The following is a 21,497-nucleotide window of genomic DNA, read 5'->3' as shown; positions in this document are numbered from 1 at the left end:
GGGGCTGCGGCCGGGGACGTGGTTCCCTGGCCGTCATGAGCATCACCGTGACCACGTGGTCCCTGGAGCAGACCTCGCCCGACGACCTGCGCCCGGCCGCCGAGCCGGCCGCGGACGCGGACCTGCGGATCGTACGGGCGGAGGTGCCCTCCGCCGAGTTCAGCCGCTTCCTCTATACGGCGGTCGGCGGGGACATCCACTGGACGGACCGGCTCTCGCTCACCCACGCGCAGTGGCAGGAGTCCCTCGGCAGGCCCGGCGTGGAGACCTGGGTCGCCTACGAGAGGGGCACCCCCGCCGGATACGTGGAGCTCGACCCCCAGGACGACGGCGTCGTCGAGATCGTCTACTTCGGACTGATCCCGGCCTTCCGGGGCCGCCGCATCGGCGGCCACCTCCTCTCCTACGGCACCGCCCGCGCCTGGGACCTGGCCGAGCGCTGGCCGGGGCGCACGCCCACGAAGCGGGTCTGGCTCCACACCTGCTCCAAGGACGGGCCGCACGCGATGGACAACTACCTGCGCCGCGGCTTCACGCTCTTCGACACCAAGATCGAGGAAGAGCCCGAGTCGGACACTCCCGGCCCGTGGCCCGGCGCCTGACCCGACTCCTGATCCGGCTCCCGACCCCACGCCTGACCCGGCGCGTCCACCCGACGCGTCGGCCCGAGGTGGCCACAGCGGACGGGCGCGGAGCGATCACCGAGTGATCAAGGACACACCGTCTCGCGATGCGGGACACTCTTGTCCACAATATGGATAGCGGTGGACTGGGTCCAAACTCCCGTGCCACGCTTCCGTCATGTCTCGAGCTGGAATTGCCTTGGTGAGTCGGCGGCACGTCGACCTCGGCCGCATGTCCAGCGCCATCTGTCGGACGGGCTGTTAGAACCAGCACCGCCACGATCCACGAGATTCCCCCGTCTTCTGCGCACAGCCGCGCCGCACCCACAGCCGTGCGCGAGTGCGCAGGTCAGAGCCGCCCTCCTGCAGTCCCGAAGGACGTATCGTCATGGCCTCCACCCCCGAAAAGCCCGCCTCCGCCACGCCCCGCCGCAAGGCCGGACGCCACCGCGGCGAGGGCCAGTGGGCGATGGGCCACCTCACTCCGCTCAACGCCAATGAGCAGACCAAGAAGGACGACGACGGTCTCAATGTGCGGACACGCATTGAGACCATCTACTCCAAGCGTGGTTTCGACTCCATCGACGGAGCCGACCTTCGCGGACGTATGCGCTGGTGGGGCCTGTACACCCAGCGCAAGCCCGGGATCGACGGCGGCAAGACCGCGATCCTGGAGCCGGAGGAGCTGGACGACGAGTTCTTCATGCTGCGCGTCCGTATCGACGGCGGCCGGCTGACCACCGAGCAGCTGCGTGTCATCGGCGAGATCTCGCAGGAGTTCGCGCGCGGCACCGCCGACATCACGGACCGGCAGAACGTCCAGTACCACTGGATCCGGATCGAGGACATGCCCGAGATCTGGAACCGGCTGGAGGCCGTCGGCCTGTCGACGACCGAGGCGTGCGGTGACACCCCGCGTGTCATCCTCGGCTCCCCCGTCGCCGGCATCGCGGAGGACGAGATCATCGACGGCACGCCCGCCATCGACGAGATCTACCGCCGCATCGTGGGCAACAAGGACTTCTCCAACCTGCCCCGCAAGTTCAAGTCGGCGATCTCCGGCTCCCCGCTCCTCGATGTCGCGCACGAGATCAACGACATCGCCTTCGTCGGCGTCGACCACCCCGAGCACGGCCCCGGCTTCGACGTCTGGGTCGGCGGCGGCCTCTCCACCAACCCCAAGATCGGTGTCCGCCTGGGTACCTGGGTGTCGCTGGACGAGGTGCCGGACGTCTACGAGGGCGTCATCTCGATCTTCCGCGACTACGGCTACCGCCGTCTGCGCACCCGCGCCCGGCTGAAGTTCCTCGTCGCCGACTGGGGCCCGGAGAAGTTCCGCCAGGTCCTCGAGGACGAGTACCTGAAGCGCAAGCTGGCCGACGGCCCCGCGCCCTCGCAGCCGGTGCAGCAGTGGCGTGACCACGTCGGTGTGCACCGGCAGAAGGACGGTCGTTTCTACGTCGGTTTCGCGCCGCGCGTCGGCCGGGTCGACGGATCGACGCTCACCAAGATCGCCGAGGTCGCCGAGGCGCACGGCTCGGGCCGGCTGCGTACCACCGCCGAGCAGAAGATGATCGTCCTCGATGTCGAGGAGTCCCAGGTCGAGTCGCTGGTCGCCGGTCTTGAGGCGCTGGACCTGCGGGTCAAGCCGTCCCCGTTCCGGCGTGGCACGATGGCCTGCACCGGCATCGAGTTCTGCAAGCTGGCCATCGTCGAGACCAAGGCCCGCGGCGCCTCGCTGATCGACGAACTCGAGCGCCGTCTGCCCGAGTTCGACCAGCCGATCACGATCAACATCAACGGCTGCCCGAACGCCTGCGCCCGTATCCAGGTCGCGGACATCGGTCTCAAGGGCCAGCTGGTCCTGGACGACGACGGCAACCAGGTCGAGGGCTTCCAGGTCCACCTGGGCGGCGCGCTCGGCCTGGAGGCCGGCTTCGGCCGCAAGGTGCGCGGTCTGAAGGTCACCTCGGCCGAGCTGCCTGACTACGTCGAGCGTGTCGTCAGGCGCTTCCAGGAGGAGCGCGAGGACGGCGAGCGCTTCGCCACCTGGGTCGCCCGCGCTTCTGAGGAGTCCCTGTCATGAGCGAGCGAGCGGCACCTTTCTACTGCCCGTACTGCGGCGACGAGGACCTGCGGCCCAACGAGCAGGGCCACGGCGCCTGGGAATGCGCGGCGTGCAACCGAGCCTTCCAGCTGAAGTTCCTCGGGCTGCTCGCCCGTGGAGTTCAGCGCACCAACAACGGTGGAGGGAACGAGATATGACGGCGGTTCAGACCGAGCGGACCAAGGACGAGCTCAAGGCGCTCGCCGAGCAGGCCGGGCGGGACCTCGAGGAGGCCTCCGCCCTGGACGTCCTGAAGTGGGCGGCCGAGACCTTCGGCCCGCGCTTCTGCGTCACCTCCTCCATGGAGGACGCGGTCGTCGCCCACCTCGCCTCCCGCGTCTTTCCCGGCGTGGACGTCGTCTTCCTCGACACCGGCTACCACTTCCCGGAGACCATCGGGACCCGGGACGCGGTCGAGGCCGTGATGGACGTCAACCTCATCACGCTCACCCCGCGTCAGACCGTGGCCGAGCAGGACGCCGAGTACGGCCCGAAGCTGCACGACCGCGACCCCGACCTGTGCTGCGCGCTGCGCAAGGTCAAGCCGCTGGAAGAGGGCCTGACCGCGTACGACGCGTGGGCGACCGGACTGCGCCGTGACGAGTCCCCGACCCGTGCGAACACCCCGGTCGTCGGCTGGGACGAGAAGCGGCAGAAGGTCAAGGTCTCGCCGATCGCACGCTGGACGCAGGACGACGTGGACGCCTATGTCCTCGAGCACGGCGTCCTCACCAACCCCCTGCTGATGGACGGATACGCATCTGTCGGCTGCGCCCCCTGCACCCGTAGGGTGCTCGAGGGCGAGGACGCCAGGGCAGGCCGATGGGCCGGCCGGGCGAAGACCGAGTGCGGACTGCACGGCTGATGACGACCGATCAGAACTCTTTGGAGAAGGACGTGACTGGGGCCACCATCTGGCTCACGGGGCTCCCGAGCGCCGGCAAGACCACCATCGCCTACGAACTGGCCGGCCGCCTGCGCGGCGAGGGCCACCGGGTCGAGGTGCTCGACGGCGACGAGATCCGCGAGTTCCTCTCGGCGGGCCTCGGCTTCAGCCGCGAGGACCGGCACACCAACGTGCAGCGGATCGGCTTCGTCGCCGAGCTGCTCGCGTCGAACGGCGTGAAGGTCCTGGTCCCGGTGATCGCTCCGTACGCCGACAGCCGCGAGGCCGTCCGGGGGCGCCACGGCGCCCAGGGCACGTCGTACCTCGAGGTGCATGTCGCGACTCCGGTCGAGGTCTGCTCCGAGCGTGATGTGAAGGGCCTGTACGCCAAGCAGGCGGCGGGCGAGATCAGTGGGCTGACCGGGGTCGACGACCCCTACGAGGCCCCCGAGAACCCGGATCTGCGCATCGAGTCGCACACCCAGACCGTTCAGGAGTCCGCGGCGGCGCTGCACGCGCTGCTCATCGAGAGGAAGCTGGCATGACGACGGCGACCACCGTCCACGAGGACGTTGACCATCCGTACGCCCTGTCGCACCTGGACGCGCTGGAGTCCGAGGCGGTGCACATCTTCCGCGAGGTGGCGGGCGAGTTCGAGCGGCCGGTGATCCTGTTCTCCGGCGGCAAGGACTCCATCGTCATGCTGCACCTCGCGCTGAAGGCGTTCGCCCCGGCCGCGATCCCCTTCTCGCTGCTGCACGTCGACACCGGGCACAACTTCCCGGAGGTCATCGAGTACCGCGACCGCGTCGTCGCCGAGCACGGGCTACGGCTGCACGTGGCCTCCGTGCAGGAGTACATCGATGCCGGGAAGCTCCGCGAGCGTCCCGACGGCACGCGCAACCCGCTGCAGACCGTGCCGCTGACCGAGGCCATCCAGCAGCACCGGTTCGACGCCGTCTTCGGCGGCGGACGCCGTGACGAGGAGAAGGCCCGCGCCAAGGAGCGGGTGTTCTCGCTGCGTGACGAGTTCTCGCAGTGGGACCCGCGCCGCCAGCGCCCCGAGCTGTGGCAGCTCTACAACGGCCGCCACGCACCGGGCGAGCACGTGCGCGTCTTCCCGCTGTCCAACTGGACCGAGCTGGACGTCTGGCAGTACATCCAGCGCGAGAAGATCGAGCTGCCGGAGATCTACTTCGCCCACGAGCGCCCCGTGTTCCAGCGCGCCGGCATGTGGCTGACCGCCGGTGAATGGGGCGGTCCGAAGGACACCGAGACGACTCAGACGCGGCTGATCCGCTACCGCACCGTCGGCGACATGTCCTGCACCGGTGCCGTCGACTCCGACGCCACCACGCTGGACGCCGTGATCGCCGAGATCGCCGCCTCCCGGCTCACCGAGCGGGGCGCGACCCGCGCCGACGACAAGCTGTCCGAGGCCGCGATGGAAGACCGTAAGCGCGAGGGGTACTTCTAGTCATGACCACCACGAACGAGCACCTGGCCGGACTTTCGGCCACCACCCTGCTGCGCTTCGCCACCGCCGGGTCCGTCGACGACGGCAAGTCCACCCTGGTGGGCCGCCTCCTGCACGACTCCAAGTCGGTGCTCGCCGACCAGCTGGAGGCCGTCGAGCACGCCTCCCGCTCCCGCGGCCAGGAGGCCCCCGACCTCGCGCTGCTCACCGACGGCCTGCGTGCCGAGCGCGAGCAGGGCATCACCATCGACGTGGCCTACCGCTACTTCGCCACGCCGCAGCGCCGGTTCATCCTGGCCGACACCCCCGGGCACGTGCAGTACACCCGGAACATGGTCACCGGCGCCTCCACCGCCGAGCTCACCGTGATCCTCGTCGACGCCCGCAACGGTGTCGTCGAGCAGACCCGCCGGCACGCCGCGATCGCCGCGCTGCTGCGCGTCCCGCACGTCGTCCTCGCCGTCAACAAGATGGACCTGGTCGCCTACGAGGAGTCCGTCTTCGCCGCGATCGCCGAGGAGTTCACGGCGTACGCGAGCGAACTCGGCGTCCCCGAGATCACGGCCATCCCGATCTCGGCGCTGGCCGGTGACAACGTCGTGGAGCCGTCCGCCAACATGGACTGGTACGGCGGCCCGACCGTGCTGGAGCACCTGGAGACCGTCCCGGTCAGCCACGATCTGACCGGTTGCCACGCGCGCTTCCCGGTGCAGTACGTGATCCGCCCGCAGACCGCCGAGCACCCCGACTACCGCGGCTACGCGGGCCAGATCGCGGCCGGTACGTTCCGGGTCGGCGAGAGCGTGACCGTACTGCCCTCGGGCCGTACGTCGAAGGTCGCCGGGATCGATCTGCTCGGCGAGCCGGTGGACGTGGCCTGGACGCCGCAGTCGGTGACGCTGCTGCTGGAGGACGACATCGACATCTCGCGCGGTGATCTCATCGTGCCGAGCAGCGATGTCCCGTCGGCGACCCAGGACATCGAGGCGACGGTCTGCCATGTCGCCGACCAGCCGCTCGCGGTGGGCCAGCGGGTGCTGCTCAAGCACACCACCCGCACGGTCAAGGCCATCGTGAAGGAGATCCCGTCGAAGCTGACGCTCGACGACCTCTCCCAGCACCCGGCTCCCGGGCAGCTGGTGGCCAACGACATCGGCAAGGTCCTGGTCCGCACCGCCGAACCGCTCGCGCTCGACGCGTACGCGGACTCCCGGCGTACCGGATCGTTCCTGCTGATCGACCCGGCAGACGGTACGACCCTGGCGGCCGGCATGGCGGGCGAGTCCTTCGCCGGTGCCAAGGCCTCCGCGGCCGAACAGGACGACGAGGGGTGGGACTTCTGATGACGGACGTCTTCGCGACCTTCGCCAAGGAGGGCGGCCGCGTGGGCAGCGGCGTGCTCGGCTCGGGCACGGGCGGGGTGGCGCGATGTGCGCGATGACGTACGCGCACTGCCTGCGCGCCCGCACCCCCCACGAGCAGTACCTGTACCGCCGAAAACACGCCGACTTCCCGGCCGCGTCCCGACATTCCCGGAGTAACCGGGGGACGTGAGCACCGGGCCTCCGAGAGGAACCGCCTCCCGTGCCTGCCACCCGTACGATCAGCTCCACCCTGCGCCGCGGCGCCGTCGTCGCCGCCGCCCTCCCGCTGCTGGCCGTGGCACTCACCGCCTGCGGCTACGGCTCCCAGGCCGCGGACGACCAGAAGACCAAGGTCACGCCCAAGGGTGAGAAGCTCTCCGTCGACACCGTGAAGCTCGGCTACTTCCCGAACCTGACGCACGCCACCGCTCTGGTGGGCGACCAGGAGGGCATCATCCAGAAGGAGCTGGGCGGGACCGCGCTCAAGTCCACCACCTTCAACGCCGGCCCGTCCGAGCTCGAGGCGCTCAACGCCGGGTCCATCGACATCGGGTTCATCGGCCCCTCCCCCGCCATCAACGGCTACGTGAAGTCCAAGGGCCAGAACCTGCGCATCATCTCGGGCGCCGCGTCCGGCGGTGTGAAGCTGGTCGTCAACCCGGACAAGATCAAGACCCTTGACGACATCAAGGGCAAGAAGATCGCCACCCCGCAGCGGGGCAACACGCAGGACATCGCCTTCCTCAACTGGATCGCCGAAAAGGGCTGGAAGGTCGACGCCAACAGCGGCAAGGGTGACGTCTCCGTGCTGCGCACGGACAACAAGACCACCCCGGACGCCTACAAGTCCGGCTCCATCGACGGTGCCTGGGTACCGGAGCCGACCGCGTCGAAGCTGGTCTCGGACGGTGCGAAGGTGCTGCTCGACGAGTCCACCCTGTGGCCCGACAAGAAATTCGTGATCACGAACATCATCGTGTCGCAGAAGTTCCTCAAGGAGCACCCGGACGTCGTCGAGGCCGTACTGCGCGGCACGGTGAAGACGAACGCGTGGATCAACGCCAACCCGGACAAGGCGAAGGCCTCGGCGAACGCGGCGATCAAGAAGTTCAACGGCAAGGAACTGCCGGCCGAGGTGATCGACGGCGCGTGGCCGTCCATCCAGTTCCTCGACGACCCGCTGGCCGCCACGCTCCAGACGCAGGCCGACCACGCGGTCAAGGCAGGACTGCTGGAGAAGCCCGACCTGAACGGCATCTACGACCTGAAGCCGCTCAACAAGGCCCTCAAGGCGGCGGGCAAGCCCGAGGTCGCCGACGCCGGTCTCGGCGCCAAGCAGTAACCACCCACACCCGGATCCCAGAACCCCAGGAGGTGACGACCATGGCCACTGCCATCGCCAAGGCCGCGGACCGTGCGCAGGACAGCGCCGCGGTGACGCACGCCGCCCGCATCGAGCACGTCTCGAAGTCCTTCGCCGGACCCCGCGGTCAGCAGCTCGTGCTCGACGACATCAGTCTCGATGTCGCCCCGGGCGAGTTCGTCACGCTCCTGGGGGCCTCCGGGTGCGGCAAGTCGACGCTGCTCAATCTGGTCGCGGGGCTCGACCGTCCGACCGCGGGGTCCATCGAGACCCCTGGCGGGCGGCCCGCCCTGATGTTCCAGGAGCACGCGCTGTTCCCGTGGCTGACCGCGGGCAAGAACATCGAACTGGCCCTGCGGCTGCGCGGTGTCGCCAAGTCCGAGCGCCGCACGGAGGCGGAGCGGCTGCTCGAACTCGTACGGCTGGGGGGCTCCTACGGCAAGCGGGTGCACGAGCTGTCCGGCGGTATGCGCCAGCGCGTCGCGATGGCCCGCGCGCTCGCGCAGGACAGCCAGCTGCTGCTGATGGACGAGCCGTTCGCGGCGCTCGACGCCATCACGCGTGACGTGCTGCACGGGGAGCTCACCCGGATCTGGGAAGAGACGAACCTGTCCGTCCTGTTCGTCACGCACAACGTGCGCGAGGCCGTGCGGCTGGCGCAGCGCGTGGTGCTGCTGTCCTCGCGTCCGGGCCGTATCGCCCGCGAGTGGACGGTGGACATTCCGCAGCCGCGCCGCATCGAGGACGCCGCCGTGGCGGAGCTGTCCGTCGAGATCACCGAAGAACTGCGTGGGGAGATCCGCCGTCATGGCCAGCACTGATACGACGACCGATTCGACGGCGAAGGCCAAGAAGCCGGTCACCCACGATCTGGCGGACCTGGAGGCCGGCCTCGACGCGCTCGATGCCGTACAGGCCCATCGCACCCCGGTGCGCGAGGTCCTGCTGAAGAAGGTGCTGCCGCCGCTGCTCGCCGTCGCCCTGGTGCTGGTGGTCTGGCAGCTGCTGGTCTGGGCGAGGGTCACCGACGACTACAAGCTGCCGCCGCCGGCCGCGGTCTGGAACAGCCTGGCCGACATGTGGCTGCAGGGCACCCTGCTCGAGGTCGTCTGGACCAGCGTCTGGCGCGGCCTGTCCGGCTTCCTGATCGCGCTCGCCATCGGCACGCCGCTGGGTCTGCTGGTCGCGCGGGTGAAGTTCGTCCGGGCCGCCATCGGTCCGGTGCTGTCGGGTCTGCAGTCGCTGCCTTCGGTGGCGTGGGTGCCGCCCGCGGTCATCTGGCTAGGCCTGGACAACTCGATGATGTACGCGGTCATCCTGCTCGGCGCCGTGCCGTCCATCGCCAACGGTCTGGTCTCCGGCATCGACCAGGTGCCCCCGCTCTATCTGCGGGCCGGCCGGACCCTCGGCGCCACCGGACTCCAGGGCGCCCGGTTCATCGTGATGCCGGCCGCGCTGCCCGGATACCTGTCGGGGCTCAAGCAGGGGTGGGCGTTCTCCTGGCGCTCCCTGATGGCCGCGGAGATCATCGCCGCGTCCCCCGATCTGGGCCTCGGTCTGGGCCAGCTGCTGGAGGCGGGCCGGGAGACGCAGGACATGGCCGGTGTCTTCCTCGCCATCCTGCTGATCCTCGTCGTCGGCATCGCGATCGACCTGCTGATCTTCAGCCCGCTGGAGCGGCGTGTGCTGCGCAGCCGCGGGCTGCTCGTCAAGAGCTGAGTTCCTCTGATGTACGGCCCTGTCCTCCTCGTCATCGCCCACGGCAGCCGCGACCCGCGGCATGCCGCGACCGTGCACGCCCTGGTACGGCACGTACGGATGCTGTGTCCGGGGCTGCGTGTGTCGACGGCGTTCCTCGACTTCAACGCGCCGTCCGTGCCGCAGGTGCTGGAGCGGATGGCGAACGACGGCGTCCGGGACGTGGTGGCGCTGCCATTGCTCCTGACCAGGGCGTACCACGCCAAGGCCGATATCCCGTCCGTGCTGAACGAGGCACGGGCGAGGCATCCCCGGCTGCGGATCACCCAGGCCGACGTGCTCGGCCCGTCCCCGCTGCTGCTGGACGCCGTGGAGCGACGGCTGTACGAGGCCGGGCTCTGCCCGGCCACTGCATTCTCCCGGGGGGCGACCCCCGGACCCCCGGTCAAAAACCCCGACTGGCGTCGCGAGGTCGACCGGTTCAAGAGCTCGACCGGGGTCGTCCTGGCCTCGGCGGGCTCCTCCGATCCGGAGGCGATCGCAGTGATCGCTGAAATCGCGCGGGAGCTGCGGCACACCGGTTGGTGCGCCGTGCGGCCTGCGTTCGCCTCCGCCGCGCTGCCCCGTACCGAGGACGCGGTACGGGCGCTGCGCGCGGAGGGCGTGCGCCGGGTCGCGGTGGCGCCGTACGTGATCGCCCCGGGCCGGCTCCCGGACCGGATCGCCGCGGGTGCCGTCGAGGCGGGGGCGGACCTCGTCTCGGACGTCCTGGGCCCGGCCCCGGAGCTGGCGCGCCTGCTCCTGGAGCGCTACGAACAGGCACACCGGGCGGCGACGCCGACGCTGGTGGCCGACGTCGCTTAGAAGGTGTCCTCACGCCCGGGGCGGATGCGGGGGCCTGACCTCCACGAAGCGGTGTCGGCCGCGCCCCCGGTACAGCAGGGCGTCCCAGCCGAGGCGGTCCAGTGCCTCGGCGCATGCGGTCAGTTCGGTCTCCTCCTGCCCGGCGGCGCCGCTGCCGTGCGGTCCGAGCCACTCGACGCTCACCGTCCCCGGGTCCGTCTCCTTGACGCGGTACCCCGTCGCCACCCGCTGCCCGGCCCCGTCGACGGCCGACGGGGTGCTCCCGGCGGCTTCCAGGGCGAGCGCGACGGCCCGGACGATCCGGCGGCGCTCCCAGAGCGCCGGTATCGCCTCCGGGGCGGCGGCGCCGGTGTTGGTCAGGCGGCGGATCTGGAGCAGCCCTTCGAAGGCGACGCGCACCTCGGCCGCCCGCGCCGGGCCGGTGCGTGCGGGTCCGTCGCCGGTGGCCACCGGGAAGCCGTCGGCGTCCATGGAGTTCATGGCATCGACCATAGGGGCCGGCACTGACAGCCTCGCGCGACCAGCTCCCTGGGCCATCCGGAGGCACGGTGACATGACCGTGGCGCGGCCGTGACGGTCCCGCCGCGCTCTTCACGCAGCATGGTGGGAAGGAGGCCGACATGTCGATCTATTACCACAAGCAGATCACGATCATCCCGAAGCTGCTGCGCCTGAACATCGGCACGCACGGCTGGTCGGTGAGCCTCGGTACGCGCCGCGCGCACGTGACCCGGCACAGCGGTGGCCGGCGCAGCGCGTCCGTGCGGCTGCCCGGTGGCTTCAGCTGGCGCCGGAGCTCTCGTCGGCACTGAACGGCGTCCCCTGGTGGAAGTAGAGGAGCCAGTCGCCGTCGGTCAGCCGCCACAGTGAACTGCGGTGTGCGCGGCGGCCCGCGGCCTCGGTGACGAAGGTCAGATGGACGACGTCGTCGGCGAGCTGGGTGCCCTTCACATCCGACGCGGTGATCGGTTTGCAGGCCTGGGACGCGCACTCCCGGGTGAGCGACTCGATGATCGAGTCCCGGTCCCAGCGGCGTCCGGACACCCCGAACTCGAGGTAGTGCGGGTGCAGCAGCGCCGCGAGCCGCGCGGCGTCGCCCCGGACGGCGGGGTCGAGCAGGCGCAGTTCGCCCTCGATGGCGGCGGCGACCGCCGTGGTGGCCTCAGACATCGGTCTCCTCCGAGGTCAGCTCCGCCAGCTTGACGACGGTGTTCCAGTTGCGGGTCGTGGCGACGATCCCCTTGAACAGGCTGGGCCTGGAGAGCGCTTGGCCGAGTGCGGAGCGGCCGAGTCCGTCGGGGGCGTACAAGTACAGTGCTCTGTCGCCGAGCCGGAACTCCTCGGGGAGGAAGGCGGCCGGTTCGACGGAGGTGAAGCGCTCGGGGCCGACGGGCTCGGAGAAGTACGTGACGTGCAGCTGCTTGCCCTCCAGTTCGGCGGCCGGGAAGGGGCAGTTGTCGCGCACGGCGTTCAGATAGGCGCCGTCGCGGACGATGCAGCCGACGGAGAAGCCGAAGTGCCCGGCGATGGCCCGTTCGATGTCCCGGGTCAGCGCCGCCTCGTCGTCCGCGTCGCTGGTGAAAGCTGCGTTCCCGCTCTGCAGATGGGTGCGGACGTCCCCGAGGCCCAGTTCCGAGAGCACCGTACGGAGCTCCGCCATCGGGACCTTGCGATGGCCGCCGACATTGATCCCGCGCAGCAGCAGCGCGTACGTGAACGTCCTCGTCATGGGCACACCATAAAGCGGCCGCCGCGCCCCGTGGGGGAGGGCGCGGCGGCCACCGGTTCACATCCTGAAGCCGCTACTCGACGATCTTCAGGAGCTTGTTGGGCGTGCCCTCGCTCGGGTTGCTGATCTTGTCGGGCGTGGCGCCCTCGGTCAGCGCCTTGGCGACCTGGTCCGGGGTGGCGTCCTGGTGGGCGGCGAGGTAGACCGCGGCGGCTCCGACGACGTGCGGAGTCGCCATCGACGTACCGGAGATGGTCTTCGTGCCCTCGTCGCTGTCGTTCCAGGTGGAGGTGATGTCCGAGCCGGGGGCGTAGATGTCCACCACCGAGCCGAAGTTGGAGAAGTCGGACTGCGCGTCCTCCTTGGTGGAGGAGGCGACGGTGATGGCCTCCTCCACGCGCGCCGGGGAGCTCTGGCTCGCGTCGGAGGACTCGTTGCCCGCGGCGACGCCGAAGGTCACGCCGGAGGCGATGGCCTTACGGACGGCCTCGTCGAGCGCCGGGTCGGCGCCGCCGCCCAGGCTCATGTTGGCGACGGACGGGCCCTGGTGGTTCTTGGTGACCCAGTCGATGCCGGCGACGACCTGCTCGGTGGTGCCGGAGCCGCTGTCGTCCAGCACCCGGACCGCGACGATCTTCGCCTTCTTGGCGACTCCGTGGGAGGCGCCGGCGATGGTGCCCGCCACGTGCGTGCCGTGGCCGTTGCCGTCGTCCGCGGTGTCGTCGTTGTCGATGGCGTCGAAGCCGTGGGTGGCCCGGCCTTCGAAGTCCTTGTGGGAGACGCGGACGCCGGTGTCGATGACGTACGCGGTGACACCCTCACCGGCACTGTCGGGGTAGGTGTACTTGCTGTCCCCGGCGGTGTCGGCCTGGTCGACGCGGTCCAGGCCCCACGACGGCGGGTTGTCCTGGGTGGCGTTGATGGTGAACTTCTTGTTCTGGACGACCTTGGCGACGGCCGGGTCGGCGGCGAGGCGCTTGGCCTCGGTCTCCGAAAGGCCGCTGGCGGAGAAGCCGTTGATGGCGGAGGTGTAGTTGCGCTGGAGCTTGCCGCCGTATTCCTTGGCCAGCTCCTGCTTGTCCGCCTTCTCGTCCAGCAGGACGATGTAGCTTCCGGCGACGGCGCCTTCGGCGTTCGCGCCGTAGATGGTGCCTTCCGCGGGGGCGGGAGCCGCTCCCGCGAAAGAGGTGCCGAATACGGTCGCGCCGGCCACGGCGGCCACGGCGGTTATGGCTGCGCTGAGCTTGATCCTGCTCGCACGCTTGTGAGTTGCCATGAAGAGGGGTCTCCTCGTCATCATTTGTGGGGGGATTGGCCTCCGGCCGGAAAATCTCCGGGGGCTGGCTCGAAACCCTGACCGAATGACGGGCTCAGATCAAGACCTTCATACACCTGTGACTTACTCAACAAGCCTTCGTAATAAGAAATCGACCGGAGCCGGGCAACTCGGGCTCCCCCTCAACCGCCCCGTTTCACACGACAACGGGAGGCCGGTCCGCAGGGACCGGCCTCCCGGAATATGGAGCAAAAGCGAAGGTCAGACGGAGGTTTCGGGGAGCTCCACTTCGATCAGGTCCGCGGCGCGCCGCGTGCCGCCCTCGTTCACCATCGCCCGCCCGATCTCCTGGAGCCTGCCCGCGACTTCGGGATCGGCGGTCAGGCCGAGCACGGCCTCGCGAAGGGTGTCCGCCGTGGCCTCCTCCATCGGGACATGGCGGGCGACGCCCAGCGAGACGAGCATGTCCGCGTTGCCGAACTGGTCGACGGCCTGCGGGACGGCGACCATCGGCGTGGCGGTGGCCAGTCCTTCCTGGCTGCCGCCGGCCCCGGCGTGCGTGATGAACGCGTCGGCCTGCTTGAGGACCGCCAACTGCGGTACCCAGTGGTGGACTTCGACGTTGGCCGGGATCTCGCCGAGCTCGGCCTCGTCCACGAACTTGCCGATCTGGAGCACGACATGCCATCCGGGCAGGTCCCCGAAGGCCCCCAGGCACTCGCGGTAGAAGTCGGGCTGCTTGGTGAAGGCCGAGCCGAGCGAGACGAGCACCACCTTCTCCGCGTCGGCGGGCCGCTGCCAGTCGCCCTGGTCGGCGCGGGCCCCCTGGCAGGCGCCCACGAACGAGTAGACGGCCTCGTCGACCCGGTCGGCGTTGGGCTGGAGGGCCTTGGGGATCAGGACGACGGCCCGGCGGGGGCGGGCGATGAGCCGGTCGGGGTGGGTGTCGACGCCGTGCTCGGCGAGCCAGGCCTCGAAGCGGGCGTAGTACGCCTTGCCGCGCTCGGACGCCTTGAGGTCGGCGAACATGGGCTCGGCGATCTCCTCCTCGTACCCCTCCCAGGGGACGAGGTTCGGCCACAGCGAGACGGCGGGGACGCCCCAGCGGTGGGCGAGGACGGGCGCCGGGTACGCGGTGATGTCGTGGAGGACGAGGCCCGGTTCGTCGCCCGCGAACGCCTCGGCGAGCTGCGGCAGCACATGGATCGCGTCGTTCAGGAACGGCTCGACGTTGTCGATCAGCTCCGTGCCCCACGCCTCCGGGTCGTCGTCGGTCGGGAGCGTGGAGTCGTAGATCACCGGCTCGGCGCCGGTGGCGGCGACCTTCTCGGCGAAGGAGGCGGGGATCGCGTAGCTGACGCGATGGCCACGGGCGACGAGCTCCCGGATGACTTCGAGGCTCGGGTTCACGTGCCCGTGGGCGGCGATGGAGAACATGGCGATGTGGGCACGCTTCGGTTCGGTCATGCCCTCAACCTAAGCGAGACGATACGTCTCGTGCAACCTTCTTTTCGCGCCGTGCCTCGGCCTCCCCTATTCGCGCTGGTAGCGGGCGAGCACCAGACTGCCGTCCTTCACCAGCCGTTTCTCCAGCTCGGCGGCGTCGATGGCGCCGCTGTAGTACTCCTGGAACGCCGGGGTCGCCACCTTGTCCTTCCACTCGGGATAGCCCCGCACCGACTGCGCGGGCGCGGGCCGCAGATGCTCCGCGAGCGCCGCGCCCGTCGCCCAGCCGTCCTTCGCCGTCCGCAGCGACGGGTCGGCCAGCGCCTTCGTACCGGTCGGCAGCATCCAGTCGCCCTTCGCGAGGCGCACCATGTTGGGCGGCTGAAGCAGGAAGTCGATGAACGCCACCGCCTCCTTCTTGTGCGGGCTGTCCTCGGCGACCGACAGGGTCTGCGGGCTCACGCCCTGCGCGAGGCCCCGCGCGCCGGCCGGGGCCGGCAGCACCGTCCACTCGAAGCCCTCGGGCGCCTGCTGCGCGATCTGCTGGCGGTACGAGAAACCCAGTGGGACCATCGCGTACTTGCCGCCGAAGAAGCCGGGCAGGGTGTCCGAGCCGCCCGTGCCGAGGGTGGTGGGCGACGCGCTCGCGTCGGTGTTCACCTGGTCGTGGATGGTGCCGGCGACGACGGCGTCGCCCTCGGTGAAGCGGATCTCCACCTGGCCGTCCCGCTCCCGGTGGAAGAGCTGCCCGCCGGCGGACAGGCCGAGGTTGAGGGTGGCCGAGACCGGCTCCTTGAGCGGCCAGGCGACACCGTACTTCCCCTTCCCCAGCTGCTTCGTGAGCTCCTGGGTGACCTGCCGGAACTCCTCCCAGCTCCAGGGCTTTTCGGGGGTGGGGACCCGGACGCCGGACGCGTCGAGGATCTTCTTGTTCGCCATGATGACGCGCGGCTCCTGGAGGAACGGCACACCGTAGACGCCTTCGCCGAAGGTCGTGGTCCGCCAGCTCTGCTCCGGGATGTCGGCGGTGAGCCGGGCCGGCAGCAGCTCCCGGAGATCGGCGAGGTAGCCGCCGTACGCGAAGTCCGCGAGGTCGTCGGACGCGTCATGGATGATGTCCGGTGCCTCCCCGCCCTCGAAGGAGGTCAGCAGCTGGTCGTGGACGCTGTCCCAGCTCCCCTGGACGTACTCGACCCGGATGTCGGGATGGGCGGCGTTCCACTCCTCGACCAGCTGCTTGTTGGCCGCGACGGACTCCTCCTGCCAGGCCAGCGACTGGAAGCGGAGGGTGATCCTTCCGTCGGTGCTCCGGTCCTCCCCGGCCGAGCAGCCGCTCAGCAGCAGGGCCAGTGCGCCGGCCGCGGCGGCCAGCAGGCGTACCCGCTTTCGCATCCTCATCAGCTCTTCACCGCCCCGGCCAGCATTCCGCCCGTGATGCGTTTCTGGATCACCGCGAAGATCACGAGCGAGGGAATGGTCGCGAGGAACGCCGCCGCGGCGAGCGGCCCGAGGTCGGCGACGCCCTCCGCTCCCAGGAAGTGGGTGAGGACGACCGGCAGGGTCTGCTTCTCGGGGGTCTTGAGCAGGACGAGTGCGAAGAAGAACTCGTTCCACGCGGTGATGAACGCGAACATCGCCGTGGCCACGATCCCGGGCGCGAGCAGCGGCGCGGTGACCGAGACGAGCGTACGGACCCTTCCTGCGCCGTCGACCGCCGCCGCCTCCTCCAGCTCGGCCGGTACGGCCCGTACGTACCCGGTGAGCATCCACAGCGCGAACGGCAGCGACCACACGACGTAGACGAGGACCAGTCCGGTGTGGGTGTTGATGAGGTGGAGGCTCTTCAGGATCAGGAACAGCGGAATGATCAGCAGGACGAACGGGAACGCCTGGCTGACCACGACCCAGCCGGTGGCGGCCCTGGCGAGACGGGTGCGGTGCCGGGCCATGACGTACGCCATCGGGGTCGCGACGACGACGGCGACGAGCGCCGCGCTCAGGGCGATGACCAGGCTGTTCGCGGCGGCTTCGAGGAGCGGCTGCTCGTCGAAGGCCTGGCGGAAGTTGGCGAGTGTGGGGTTCTCGGGGATCCAGGTGGGGTGGAGCGAGCCGAGTTCGCGGGGTGGCTTGAAGGCTGTGGAGACCAGCCAGAGGAACGGGAAGGCGAGGAAGACGAGATAGCCGAGGAGTGCCAGGTACTGCCCGGCGCGCCCGGCTCTGCCGGTGCGCATGCTCACCTCGGCTCACCACCCTTCAGCCGGCCGACGAGATAGAGCGCGAGCATCACCGAGATCACCGCCACCATGACGCAGCCCATCGCGGCGGCGTAGCCGAACTGGCCGTAGCGGAAGGCCTCTTCGTACGCGAACAGCATCGGCAGCCGGGTGCGGCCGCCGGGGCCGCCGCTGGTGAGGACGTACACGAGGGCGAAGGAGTTGAAGTTCCAGATGAACTGGAGTGCCGTGACGGCGAGGGCGACGGGCCGCAGGGCGGGCCAGGTGACGGTACGGAACCGGCGCCAGGCGCCCGCGCCGTCGAGGGCGGCGGCCTCGTGGAGTTCGTGCGGGGTGTTCTGCAGTCCGGCGAGGAGGGTGACGGTGGTCTGCGGCATGCCCGACCAGATGCCGACGACGATCACGGCGGGCAGCGCGGTGGCCAGTCCGGTCAGCCAGTCGCGGCCGTCGCCGAGGCCGAGGTCGCGGATGGTCTCGTTGAGGATGCCCGCGTCGGGGTTGTAGACGAGGCGCCACATGATGCCGACGACGACCTCGGGCATCGCCCAGGGGATGATCGCGAGGGCCCGGGCCAGCCAGCGCAGGCGCAGGTTCTGGTTGAGGAGGAGGGCGAGGCCCAGCGCGAGGAAGAACTGGGGCACGGTCACGCCGACCGCCCACAACAGCCCGATCCGGAACGAGTCCCAGAAGAGCGTGTCGTGCAACAGGTCCTGGAAGTTCAGGCTCCCGACCCACTGGGTGGCCTGGGTGCGGCCGGACTGCGCGTCGGTGAGGGAGAGAGCGATGCCGTAGAGCAGCGGTCCCACGCTCAGGACCAGGATGGGGATCAGGGCGGGGAGCACGAGGAACCAGGCTCCGTGATCCGTTCTTGTGCTGGACCGCCTTCTGCTGGACCGCTCTTTCGCGGTCACCGCCAATGCCACGAATTCGACCCCTTTTCGATCCTTTTTGGACCACTTCGGGATGCTGGACCGGCCTGTGTCATCGTGCTGACGGTCCGTCGGTTCGTCAACCCCACCTGCACGGATGCGAGAATCCGGGCCATGGACGAGACACGCGCACGCGACGTTCTGGCGGCCGCGGGACTGTCGCGGGACGCGACCCTGCTGGCCCTCGGCGAGAACGCGGTCTTCGGCGTGGGCGACCTGGCCGTCAAGGTCGGGCGGAGCGCGGAACTGCTGGAGCGGGCGGAGCGCGAGCTGGCCGTGGCCGGGTGGCTGGAGCGGGCGGACGTACCGGCGGTACGGGCCGCGGAGCCGAAGGCGCGCCTGGTGGACGGGCATCCGGTGACCCTCTGGCACCGGATGCCGCAGGCCCTACGTCCCGCCGAGCCGCGCGATCTCGCACCGCTGCTGCGGCAGGTGCACGCGCTGCCCGAGGCGCCGTTCGCGCTGCCCCGGCGCGAGCTGCTCGACGGTGTCGAGCGCTGGCTACGGCTGGCGGGGGACTCGATCGATCCGGCGGACGCGGCGTATCTGCGCGAGCGGCGGGACGGGTTCGCCGCGGCGGCGGCAGCGCTCACCCCGCGTCTGACCCCCGGCCCCATCCACGGTGACGCCCTCCCCCGCAACGTCCACATCGGCCCGGACGGGCCGGTACTGGTCGACCTGGAGACCTTCTCCGCCGATCTGCGCGAACACGACCTGGTCGTCCTCGCGCTCTCCCGCGACCGGTACGGGCTCGACCCGGCGGCGTACGACGCGTTCACAGACGCGTACGGCTGGGACGTACGCGCCTGGGACGGCTGCGCGGTCCTGCGGGGCGCCCGCGAGACGGCCAGCTGCGCCTGGGTGGCCCAGCACGCCCCGGCCAACCCGAAGGCGCTGGCCGAGTTCCGCCGACGGGTGAACTCGCTGCGGTCGGGCGACACCGAAGTGCGCTGGTACCCGTTCTGACATCTTGACTTCCTCCCCCCTGAAGGAGGGGGATTCCTACGGCTCGCGCCGTGGGGTTTCCTGCTTCGTTGCCGACTGCCCGCCCGGAGTTCTCCGTTGAGGTCTTACACCAGCTCCACAGGCTGTCACCGCCAGTCCGGCGGCCTTCAGGTTCTTCGCTGCGTTCACGTCCCGGTCGTGGGTCGTGCCGCAACCCTCGCACGTCCAGGTCCGGACGTGCAGCGGCATCCTCTCGGCGAGGGTGCCGCAGTGGGAGCACAGCTTGGACGAGGGGAAGAAGCGGTCGACCGCGATCACTTCCCGCCCGTACCAGGCGGCTTTGTACTCCAGCATGCTCCGGAACTCCGACCACGCCGCGTCGCTGATGGCGCGGGCGAGGCTCCGGTTCTTGACCATGTTGCGCACGGTCAGGTCCTCGATCACGAGCGTTTGGTTCTCACGCACGAGTCGAGTGGTCAGCTTGTGCAGGTGGTCGCGCCGACGGTCGGCGATCCGGGCGTGGATCTTCGCGACCTTGCGCCGGGCCTTGGCCCGGTTCGTACCGTCGCCCTTGGCCTTCTTCGCCAGGCGGCGCTGGGCCAGGGCGAGGCGGGCACGGTCGCGGCGCTCATGCCGGGGGTTGGTGATCTTTTCCCCGGTGGACAGGGTCAGAAGGTGGTTCAGGCCCACGTCGATGCCGACGGCCGTGTCCGTGGCGGGAAGCGGCTTGACGCCAGGGTCCTCGCACAGCAGGGAGACGAACCAGCGTCCCGAGCTGTCCTGGGACACGGTCACCGTGGACGGCTTCGCCCCTTCCGGGAGCGGACGCGACCACACGATGTCCAGCGGCTGCGACATCTTGGCCAGGGTCAGCCGTCCGTCGCGGAAGCGGAATCCGCTGGTGGTGTATTCGGCGGACTTCCGCGACTTCTTCCGCGACTTGAAGCGGGGGTACTTGGCCCGCTTGCCGAAGAAGTTGGTGAAGGCCATCTGGAGGTGGCGGAGCGTCTGCTGGAGGGGGACGGAGGACACCTCGTTCAGGAACGCCAGTTCCTCGGTCTTCTTCCACGCGGTCAGCATGACGGAGGTCTGGTTGTAGTTCACCCGCTCCTGACGCGCCCACGCCTCCGTGCGGGCGGCGAGCGCCAGGTTGTAGACCTTGCGAACACAGCCGAACGTGCGCGACAGCTCAACCGCCTGCGCGTCGGTCGGATAGAAGCGGTACTTGAACGCGCGCTTCACATGACTCGTGGTCACGCTCACAAACTAGAGCGACTACAGGTAAAGATCAAACCTGCGGGTCAGAGCACGGTCTTTCGCCCTGGGGCGAAACCCCGTTCCTTGCACTGCTCCGCAGGGGTTTCGTTTCCTCCCCCACCTGAAGGTGGGGGTATCCACGAAAGGACTCGGATGAACGGGACGTTCCGCCCGGCTCATCTCCTCTCCGTGATCGGAGTGTTGTCATGCGTGTCGAACTCAGCGAGGTGACCCTCGAGGCCGCCATCGGCGGCGGCACGGGGCCGGCCGTGCTGCTGGTGCACGGCTTTCCGGACACCCACGACTGCTGGCGCCACCAGATCGCCGCACTGGACGCCGCCGGCTACCGCACCATCGCCCCTGATCTGCGCGGCTTCGGCGGATCGGACCGTCCGGAGGGCACCGACGCCTACGCCCCGGCCCGGTCGGCGGCCGACCTGCTGGAGCTGCTGGACCGGCTGGAGGTGGACAGGGCCCATCTCGTCGGTCACGACTGGGGCTCCGCCATCGTCCAGCAGCTCGCGACGACCGCTCCGGAGCGGGTGGCGAGTCTGAGCATCCTGTCCGTGGGCGGGGCGCTGCTGGAGGCCGGGTGGGAGCAGCGCCAGCGGTCCTGGTACATGCTGTTGTTCCAGTTCCCGGGGATCTCCGAGGACTATCTCGCCCGGGACGATTTCGCCCGGTTCCGGGAGATGCTCGGCGAGCACCCCGACGCCGACGCGATCGTCGACGGCCTGCGCGCGCCCGGCGCGCTCACCGCCGCCCTGTCCATCTACCGGGCGGGCGCCCCGCCCGAGGTGCTGTTCGGCCCCGTACCGGCGCGGCCGCCGCTTCCGGGGCCCGTCCTCGGTGTCTGGAGCACGGGTGACCGCTTCCTCACCGAGGAGTCGATGACCGGCACGGACAAGCACGTGTCCGGCTCGTGGCGCTACGAGCGGGTGGAGGGCGCCGGTCACTGGCTCCAGCTGGACGCCCCCGAGCGCGTCAACGAGCTGCTGCTCGACTTCATCGCCGAGACGGAGCCGACGGGCAAGGCTGCGGTATAGGGCCGGGGCCGCCTGCGGCGGGCTTCTCTCCCCGCCCCGCCCCTTCCCGAAAACTGGGGGGCAAGCCCCCAGACCCCCGGTACGGCCTCCGGCCGTGTCCTCAAACGCCGGACGGGCTGGAAGACCCAGCCCCGCCGGCGTTTGAGGCGCGGGGGTCCGGGGGGTGCCCCTATGGGTTTGGTCAACCCGTGGGGGCGGGTTGGGGGTCGTAGAAGGTGCCGTCGCGGAGCATGGCGAAGAGGACGTCGGCTCG

At 69.9% G+C, this 21,497-nt stretch carries 24 protein-coding genes; 15 read left to right on the top strand and 9 right to left on the bottom strand.

From position 1 onward, the window contains the following. The first annotated feature begins 35 nt into the window (after positions 1–35). The 12 genes from ABT342_RS25505 (at position 36) to ABT342_RS25450 (ending at position 10,382) form a co-directional block, all read left to right on the top strand. Positions 36–602: a GNAT family N-acetyltransferase gene (locus ABT342_RS25505; RefSeq protein ID WP_351578237.1), complete on the top strand. Its 567-nt coding sequence runs from the start codon at positions 36–38 to the stop codon at positions 600–602. Between the two features lie 199 nt (positions 603–801). Beyond that, on the top strand, positions 802–888 hold the full coding sequence (locus ABT342_RS25500) for a putative leader peptide (RefSeq protein WP_351578386.1): 87 nt from the start codon (positions 802–804) through the stop codon (positions 886–888). 123 nt (positions 889–1,011) lie between these two features. Further along, positions 1,012–2,709, top strand: a complete 1,698-nt coding sequence (locus ABT342_RS25495) for a nitrite/sulfite reductase (protein WP_351578234.1) — start codon at positions 1,012–1,014, stop codon at positions 2,707–2,709. After that, the gene (locus tag ABT342_RS25490) at positions 2,706–2,888 is read left to right on the top strand and encodes a hypothetical protein (RefSeq protein ID WP_351578231.1); all 183 of its coding nucleotides are present in this window, start codon (positions 2,706–2,708) and stop codon (positions 2,886–2,888) included. Before ABT342_RS25495 ends, ABT342_RS25490 begins: the two co-directional genes overlap by 4 nt. Next, on the top strand, positions 2,885–3,595 hold the full coding sequence (locus ABT342_RS25485) for a phosphoadenylyl-sulfate reductase (protein WP_351578228.1): 711 nt from the start codon (positions 2,885–2,887) through the stop codon (positions 3,593–3,595). Before ABT342_RS25490 ends, ABT342_RS25485 begins: the two co-directional genes overlap by 4 nt. Then, positions 3,595–4,161, top strand: a complete 567-nt coding sequence (gene cysC, locus ABT342_RS25480) for an adenylyl-sulfate kinase (protein WP_351578226.1) — start codon at positions 3,595–3,597, stop codon at positions 4,159–4,161. Before ABT342_RS25485 ends, cysC begins: the two co-directional genes overlap by 1 nt. Further along, positions 4,158–5,093 carry a sulfate adenylyltransferase subunit CysD gene (gene cysD / locus ABT342_RS25475; protein ID WP_351578223.1) on the top strand — a complete coding sequence of 312 codons (936 nt, stop codon included), beginning with the start codon at positions 4,158–4,160 and terminating at the stop codon, positions 5,091–5,093. Before cysC ends, cysD begins: the two co-directional genes overlap by 4 nt. Positions 5,094–5,095: 2 nt before the next feature. Next, positions 5,096–6,436: a sulfate adenylyltransferase subunit 1 gene (locus tag ABT342_RS25470; RefSeq protein ID WP_351578220.1), complete on the top strand. Its 1,341-nt coding sequence runs from the start codon at positions 5,096–5,098 to the stop codon at positions 6,434–6,436. 241 nt (positions 6,437–6,677) lie between these two features. Beyond that, entirely contained in the window at positions 6,678–7,799 is a 1,122-nt protein-coding gene (locus ABT342_RS25465; RefSeq protein WP_351578217.1) for an aliphatic sulfonate ABC transporter substrate-binding protein, read from the top strand. Positions 7,800–7,840: 41 nt separating this feature from the next. Continuing rightward, the gene (locus ABT342_RS25460) at positions 7,841–8,641 is read left to right on the top strand and encodes an ABC transporter ATP-binding protein (RefSeq protein WP_351578214.1); all 801 of its coding nucleotides are present in this window, start codon (positions 7,841–7,843) and stop codon (positions 8,639–8,641) included. Continuing rightward, positions 8,628–9,539 carry an ABC transporter permease gene (locus ABT342_RS25455; protein ID WP_351578211.1) on the top strand — a complete coding sequence of 304 codons (912 nt, stop codon included), beginning with the start codon at positions 8,628–8,630 and terminating at the stop codon, positions 9,537–9,539. The genes ABT342_RS25460 and ABT342_RS25455 overlap by 14 nt, the downstream gene beginning before the upstream one ends. Positions 9,540–9,548: 9 nt before the next feature. Continuing rightward, complete coding sequence (locus ABT342_RS25450) at positions 9,549–10,382, top strand: sirohydrochlorin chelatase (RefSeq protein WP_351578208.1); 834 nt, start codon at positions 9,549–9,551, stop codon at positions 10,380–10,382. A gap of 9 nt (positions 10,383–10,391) precedes the next feature. Here ABT342_RS25450 and ABT342_RS25445 read toward each other — a convergent pair whose 3' ends face one another. Beyond that, positions 10,392–10,862, bottom strand: a complete 471-nt coding sequence (locus ABT342_RS25445) for a hypothetical protein (RefSeq protein ID WP_351578206.1) — start codon at positions 10,860–10,862, stop codon at positions 10,392–10,394. 140 nt (positions 10,863–11,002) lie between these two features. On the opposite strand from ABT342_RS25445, the gene ABT342_RS25440 reads away from it, so the two are divergent. Further along, on the top strand, positions 11,003–11,194 hold the full coding sequence (locus ABT342_RS25440; RefSeq protein ID WP_351578204.1) for a DUF4236 domain-containing protein: 192 nt from the start codon (positions 11,003–11,005) through the stop codon (positions 11,192–11,194). Here ABT342_RS25440 and ABT342_RS25435 read toward each other — a convergent pair. From ABT342_RS25435 to ABT342_RS25405, 7 genes are all read right to left on the bottom strand, one after another. After that, positions 11,163–11,552: a nuclear transport factor 2 family protein gene (locus tag ABT342_RS25435; RefSeq protein ID WP_351578202.1), complete on the bottom strand. Its 390-nt coding sequence runs from the start codon at positions 11,550–11,552 to the stop codon at positions 11,163–11,165. The two genes, ABT342_RS25440 and ABT342_RS25435, sit on opposite strands and share 32 nt — an antisense overlap. Beyond that, positions 11,545–12,111 (bottom strand): DUF1697 domain-containing protein, encoded by a 567-nt coding sequence (locus tag ABT342_RS25430; RefSeq protein ID WP_351578199.1) that lies wholly within the window; start codon positions 12,109–12,111, stop codon positions 11,545–11,547. The genes ABT342_RS25435 and ABT342_RS25430 overlap by 8 nt, the downstream gene beginning before the upstream one ends. A 73-nt stretch (positions 12,112–12,184) precedes the next feature. Continuing rightward, positions 12,185–13,387, bottom strand: coding sequence for a S8 family peptidase (locus tag ABT342_RS25425; protein WP_351578196.1), 1,203 nt, complete (start codon positions 13,385–13,387; stop codon positions 12,185–12,187). Positions 13,388–13,648: 261 nt separating this feature from the next. Further along, positions 13,649–14,854: a macrolide-inactivating glycosyltransferase gene (gene mgt / locus ABT342_RS25420; RefSeq protein ID WP_351578194.1), complete on the bottom strand. Its 1,206-nt coding sequence runs from the start codon at positions 14,852–14,854 to the stop codon at positions 13,649–13,651. A gap of 66 nt (positions 14,855–14,920) precedes the next feature. Further along, positions 14,921–16,225, bottom strand: coding sequence for an ABC transporter substrate-binding protein (locus ABT342_RS25415; RefSeq protein WP_351578192.1), 1,305 nt, complete (start codon positions 16,223–16,225; stop codon positions 14,921–14,923). 5 nt (positions 16,226–16,230) lie between these two features. Next, positions 16,231–17,064 carry a carbohydrate ABC transporter permease gene (locus tag ABT342_RS25410; protein ID WP_351578190.1) on the bottom strand — a complete coding sequence of 278 codons (834 nt, stop codon included), beginning with the start codon at positions 17,062–17,064 and terminating at the stop codon, positions 16,231–16,233. Positions 17,065–17,066: 2 nt separating this feature from the next. Further along, the gene (locus tag ABT342_RS25405) at positions 17,067–17,984 is read right to left on the bottom strand and encodes a carbohydrate ABC transporter permease (protein WP_502965615.1); all 918 of its coding nucleotides are present in this window, start codon (positions 17,982–17,984) and stop codon (positions 17,067–17,069) included. A 126-nt stretch (positions 17,985–18,110) separates the two neighbouring features. Between ABT342_RS25405 and ABT342_RS25400 the strand changes: the two genes are divergently transcribed. After that, on the top strand, positions 18,111–18,962 hold the full coding sequence (locus ABT342_RS25400; RefSeq protein ID WP_351578188.1) for a phosphotransferase enzyme family protein: 852 nt from the start codon (positions 18,111–18,113) through the stop codon (positions 18,960–18,962). Between the two features lie 36 nt (positions 18,963–18,998). On the opposite strand, the gene ABT342_RS25395 is transcribed toward ABT342_RS25400, so the two are convergent. After that, a complete protein-coding gene (locus ABT342_RS25395; RefSeq protein WP_502965611.1) occupies positions 18,999–20,204 on the bottom strand; it encodes an RNA-guided endonuclease InsQ/TnpB family protein in 1,206 nt (401 codons plus the stop codon). A gap of 200 nt (positions 20,205–20,404) precedes the next feature. Here ABT342_RS25395 and ABT342_RS25390 point away from each other — a divergent pair, with 200 nt between their 5' ends. After that, entirely contained in the window at positions 20,405–21,244 is an 840-nt protein-coding gene (locus tag ABT342_RS25390) for an alpha/beta fold hydrolase (protein ID WP_351578184.1), read from the top strand. Positions 21,245–21,497 lie beyond the last annotated feature (253 nt).

Source organism: Streptomyces sp. NPDC000410, assembly GCF_040300305.1.
GTDB lineage: Bacteria > Actinomycetota > Actinomycetes > Streptomycetales > Streptomycetaceae > Streptomyces.
Note: the sequence above shows the minus strand (reverse complement) of the source record. Positions and strands in the feature narration are given on the sequence as shown.

Coding starts and splice junctions, on each gene's coding strand:
- ABT342_RS25445 (WP_351578206.1), bottom strand. CDS start 10,862: ATGAACTCCATGGACGCCGACGGCTTCCCGGTGGCCACCGGCGACGGA.
- ABT342_RS25425 (WP_351578196.1), bottom strand. CDS start 13,387: ATGGCAACTCACAAGCGTGCGAGCAGGATCAAGCTCAGCGCAGCCATA.
- ABT342_RS25460 (WP_351578214.1), top strand. CDS start 7,841: ATGGCCACTGCCATCGCCAAGGCCGCGGACCGTGCGCAGGACAGCGCC.
- mgt (WP_351578194.1), bottom strand. CDS start 14,854: ATGACCGAACCGAAGCGTGCCCACATCGCCATGTTCTCCATCGCCGCC.
- cysC (WP_351578226.1), top strand. CDS start 3,595: ATGACGACCGATCAGAACTCTTTGGAGAAGGACGTGACTGGGGCCACC.
- ABT342_RS25470 (WP_351578220.1), top strand. CDS start 5,096: ATGACCACCACGAACGAGCACCTGGCCGGACTTTCGGCCACCACCCTG.
- ABT342_RS25485 (WP_351578228.1), top strand. CDS start 2,885: ATGACGGCGGTTCAGACCGAGCGGACCAAGGACGAGCTCAAGGCGCTC.
- ABT342_RS25435 (WP_351578202.1), bottom strand. CDS start 11,552: ATGTCTGAGGCCACCACGGCGGTCGCCGCCGCCATCGAGGGCGAACTG.
- ABT342_RS25500 (WP_351578386.1), top strand. CDS start 802: ATGTCTCGAGCTGGAATTGCCTTGGTGAGTCGGCGGCACGTCGACCTC.
- ABT342_RS25440 (WP_351578204.1), top strand. CDS start 11,003: ATGTCGATCTATTACCACAAGCAGATCACGATCATCCCGAAGCTGCTG.
- cysD (WP_351578223.1), top strand. CDS start 4,158: ATGACGACGGCGACCACCGTCCACGAGGACGTTGACCATCCGTACGCC.
- ABT342_RS25415 (WP_351578192.1), bottom strand. CDS start 16,225: ATGCGAAAGCGGGTACGCCTGCTGGCCGCCGCGGCCGGCGCACTGGCC.
- ABT342_RS25450 (WP_351578208.1), top strand. CDS start 9,549: ATGTACGGCCCTGTCCTCCTCGTCATCGCCCACGGCAGCCGCGACCCG.
- ABT342_RS25400 (WP_351578188.1), top strand. CDS start 18,111: ATGGACGAGACACGCGCACGCGACGTTCTGGCGGCCGCGGGACTGTCG.
- ABT342_RS25505 (WP_351578237.1), top strand. CDS start 36: ATGAGCATCACCGTGACCACGTGGTCCCTGGAGCAGACCTCGCCCGAC.
- ABT342_RS25410 (WP_351578190.1), bottom strand. CDS start 17,064: ATGCGCACCGGCAGAGCCGGGCGCGCCGGGCAGTACCTGGCACTCCTC.
- ABT342_RS25495 (WP_351578234.1), top strand. CDS start 1,012: ATGGCCTCCACCCCCGAAAAGCCCGCCTCCGCCACGCCCCGCCGCAAG.
- ABT342_RS25455 (WP_351578211.1), top strand. CDS start 8,628: ATGGCCAGCACTGATACGACGACCGATTCGACGGCGAAGGCCAAGAAG.
- ABT342_RS25430 (WP_351578199.1), bottom strand. CDS start 12,111: ATGACGAGGACGTTCACGTACGCGCTGCTGCTGCGCGGGATCAATGTC.
- ABT342_RS25490 (WP_351578231.1), top strand. CDS start 2,706: ATGAGCGAGCGAGCGGCACCTTTCTACTGCCCGTACTGCGGCGACGAG.
- ABT342_RS25390 (WP_351578184.1), top strand. CDS start 20,405: ATGCGTGTCGAACTCAGCGAGGTGACCCTCGAGGCCGCCATCGGCGGC.